This window comes from Glutamicibacter sp. MNS18, assembly GCF_026107515.2.
Lineage (GTDB): Bacteria > Actinomycetota > Actinomycetes > Actinomycetales > Micrococcaceae > Glutamicibacter.
Window position 1 is genome coordinate 1 of record NZ_JAPCHW010000026.1, and the last position, 3,461, is coordinate 3,461.

The window sequence follows — 3,461 nt, forward strand, 5'->3', positions numbered from 1 at the left end:
GTTTCGTCCGGTTTTGATCCCGTGTTCCGTTCGGCAACAGATAAAAACTATACAGGGGTTTACCGGTCCGCGCAAATCGATACGCCCCTTCTGGCCGTGACCGTGCTCACGCGGTGTTTCAAGTGCCGCACAGCAGGCAGTTTCGGAACTTGCTTTGCGCTCACGGCACCATGGCTCACCCCGTCATACCGGGCGGTTCATGGATGTTGATCTTGTTTCCCGTCGATCCGCGTGCGTTTGAAGTTGCGGTCAACAAAAACGAATCGGTTCATCACCCACCATCTGAAGACCATCCCCAACAGCGTGCCGATGATCGGTCCAGCAATGAAATCCGCAATTTCCTGGAAGATCCAGGAAACGTGCGGTTGGGTGAACCCAAGGACCCAGCGCGAGAAGTACAGTGGTGCCGCGGTGATGCCAATAGCCAGGATGGACATGACGATGAATTTTACGAACTGGACGCGTTTCAATCCGTGTGCGATGTCCCCGAACGTGAACCGTCGGGACAGTGTGTATGACGCCACGGTGGCCACGGCATTCGCGATCAAGAATGCCGTCGTGGGATGGGCGTTCAACAGGGTGAATTTCAAACCGTAATTCACGGCTAAGGTCAGCAAGAAGCAAATGCCACCCACACCAAGGAAATAAATGACCCGTAGGTACTTTCGCTTGGCCTGGCGCACCTTCCGCTCTACGGTTCGATCTTCGGCTCCATACTTACTCACCCTGCCATTTTACGTTGCCCGCTAACGATGTCCGCGAGCCATACGTGTGTCAACAGTCGGGGTTCAAGTCGCCAGCAGGAATCTGTCCTGGTGTCTCCAGATCCTTCAGCCGTCGAGCGAGCAGACCCCGATCAGGTGCTGGCTGCCGGAACCATTCGGCACCGGATGGGCGAGGGCGGCTTTACCTTGCCGGTCCAGTTCTTCTGCGCAATGTCGACGACATCCGGTGCCGTCACCGAAAGTATCTGTAAGGCGGCCCGCTCATTTTCCTCGCGATGATTGATCCTGCGACTCCACCCGGTAGCGGCAGGTGGAGGCTTCAACCACCAACTCCCGCGATGGCGAGGAAGACTACGGATCAATGCTGTTCCCATCTTCGAGAGCCGGTGGAACGGGATACATAACCGCGACGGCTGGCGGTCATTGAGTGCTGCCCTGGGCTCGTCGCCACTACAGGTCATCCCCTTGGGAAGGACCCGAGGACTTCATCCCAGTATTCGGCAGTGCAAGAAGCCGGCACCCGCCCCCCCACCTGTCCCGCGCAAGGACTGATCAACCCCGCTACAGGCCAGGCAGGAAGAATGCGGCATACCACGCCTCGATTGCCGGGACTAGGTTTGCAGCTCGAACGAAGTCCTCCGACTGTATGCCCAGGCTGGCCGCGTGCTACCCACGCCTGCGCTGGGGCACGACATCACGATGGTTACGGCATCGTCAGCGAGGAAGCCATGCCCCCTGCCGGAACGCGAGAGGAAATCGGCAGCTTCCGCGAACTCTGCGTGTTCATCGGCGGGAGGAGGCGTCTCAACCGTTGTTCGAACTACGACGAACCGGAACACGATTTATCTTGTCAGTGTGTGTCCGCTGTACCTTTGCGGTCCGGTGGCCCACTGACTTCTCGGCGGTCGGGACATGTACTTGCGTCTATCGGATCGGTGAGTCCGAGGCCCAACGGCTGGAGGCGGGGTGTCCACCGCCAGGCTGGATGACCCTTGCCGAACGCATCGGAATCTGATGCTGCCTGAAACAAGGGGGGTCGGCTCTCGGTGACGGGTCCCCTGCCTCCGCGTCCAGCGGTCGATCATGTCCTGCATTCAGCGGGAACTTGGAGTTGTCCTATTAACACTTACAGGAGGCGTTTCGGCGTATGCCCGAGCGTCGCAGACCCCAAGGCATCGACGATAGCGAACGCTTGGCCCAGCAAACCCGTCCCGGCTCCGTGCACAACTTGGGCTCGTCTGGTTGGCCGGCTATCACGTACGAGGACGTTGATTGGCACGCGGATCCGGCCAGCGCACAACACTCAAGACGGCGACGCCTGCGCGTTCGGGGACCCTATCGGGCAGCTGTCGTACCGCAGATCGCCGGCACCCACCCCGCCGTCTCCGGGCGGGTGGCGACATTGGCCGAAGAAGCGACCATTGATACCGTCAGGTTCGACCGGGACCTGGGAGACGACACAGCCCCTTTCGCCGCGCTCTTGCTGCGAAGTGAGTCAGCAGCCAGCTCCCAGATCGAGAATCTGACCGTCGGCGCAAAACGTATCGCCTTGGCTCAACTGGAGGATCGTTCCCGTATCACCGCCGCCCTCGTGGCATCCAACATCTCGGCCATGACTGCTGCCATCGAGCTGGCGGCAAACCTGGTCAGTGCGATCATCCTGGCAATGCACCGTGCGCTGCTGCATGGTTCCGCGCCGGATATCGCTGGGAAGTATCGGATGGAGGCCGTCTGGATTGGTTGAGCCTCCCCCACTCGGCCATATTCGTACCACCACGCCATGAGCATGTACCGGGAGCGATGACCGATCTTGTTGGTTTCATGCAACGCGATGACATCCCGGCATTGACGCAGGCAGCCATCGCCCACGCCCAGTTCGAGACGATCCACCCCTTCCCGGACGGTAACGGGCGCACCGGCCGAGCGTTGGTCGGACCCATACTCAGAAATAAGGGGATAACCGAGAAGGTCATCATCCCCGTCTCCTCAGGTTTGCTCACCGACACCAAGGCATACTTCGACGCCCTGGGTTCCTACCGGGAGGGCGACATCGAACCCATCGTGGAGATGTTTGCCGAGTCATGCTCCGTGCGACGGAAAACGGGCGACAACTGGCCACCGGCATTCGTTTGATCCGGCAGGAAATCCATGATGGATTCGGACGTACCCCCGGTGTGGGACTGAAGCGTGCGATCGAGCTGATCATCAGGGAACCGGCGGTCACTGCACAGATGCTCTCCGAAATCACCGGGCAGTCATCCTGCGCCGCGTACCGCAACATCGAACGGCTGGAGCAGCTAGGTGCCCTAAAGACGACAGGACACATCCGGGGCCACCGTGTATGGGTTGCTCCAAGCGTGGTCCAAGCGCTGGACAGCTTCGCGGCCCGTGCAGGGCGCCGCATACGTCGATGAATAGAGCACCGAGGATTGTCCGGTCTCTCGTGAGGAATCGTGGTTGCTATGGTTGAACGCGAATCGGCTGGCTCAACCACAACAGTGAAATCTCATCGTCGAGTTCACCGGGCACCCTGGGTAAGGTATCGGGTAACGCGATCGGAGAACATGGAGCCGTAGCACGTGCTTGGGTCCTGGATGCAGCCGCCCCACAAAAGTGGGGGCTTAAATGGGTGAGGCCCCGACACCACGGTGTCAGGGCCTCAAACCACTCTACCAACATAAGTTAAGTCCGGCGGTGACCTACTCTCCCACACCCTCACGAGTGCAGTACCATCGG

4 protein-coding genes are annotated in these 3,461 nt (G+C 59.8%); 3 read left to right on the top strand and 1 reads right to left on the bottom strand.

Annotation, left to right across the window (positions count from 1 at the left end; genetic code table 11):
- Positions 1-197: 197 nt before the first annotated feature.
- Positions 198-683: a GtrA family protein gene (locus OK351_RS17790; protein ID WP_265161761.1), complete on the bottom strand. Its 486-nt coding sequence runs from the start codon at positions 681-683 to the stop codon at positions 198-200.
- A 1,444-nt stretch (positions 684-2,127) separates the two neighbouring features.
- Between OK351_RS17790 and OK351_RS17795 the strand changes: the two genes are divergently transcribed.
- The 3 genes from OK351_RS17795 to OK351_RS17805 are packed head-to-tail and all read left to right on the top strand — an operon-like array spanning position 2,128 to position 3,139.
- The gene (locus OK351_RS17795) at positions 2,128-2,469 is read left to right on the top strand and encodes a Fic family protein (protein ID WP_265161762.1); all 342 of its coding nucleotides are present in this window, start codon (positions 2,128-2,130) and stop codon (positions 2,467-2,469) included.
- A gap of 56 nt (positions 2,470-2,525) precedes the next feature.
- Positions 2,526-2,858: a Fic family protein gene (locus OK351_RS17800; protein ID WP_265161763.1), complete on the top strand. Its 333-nt coding sequence runs from the start codon at positions 2,526-2,528 to the stop codon at positions 2,856-2,858.
- Complete coding sequence (locus tag OK351_RS17805) at positions 2,855-3,139, top strand: hypothetical protein (RefSeq protein ID WP_265161764.1); 285 nt, start codon at positions 2,855-2,857, stop codon at positions 3,137-3,139. The genes OK351_RS17800 and OK351_RS17805 overlap by 4 nt, the downstream gene beginning before the upstream one ends.
- Positions 3,140-3,461: the final 322 nt, after the last annotated feature.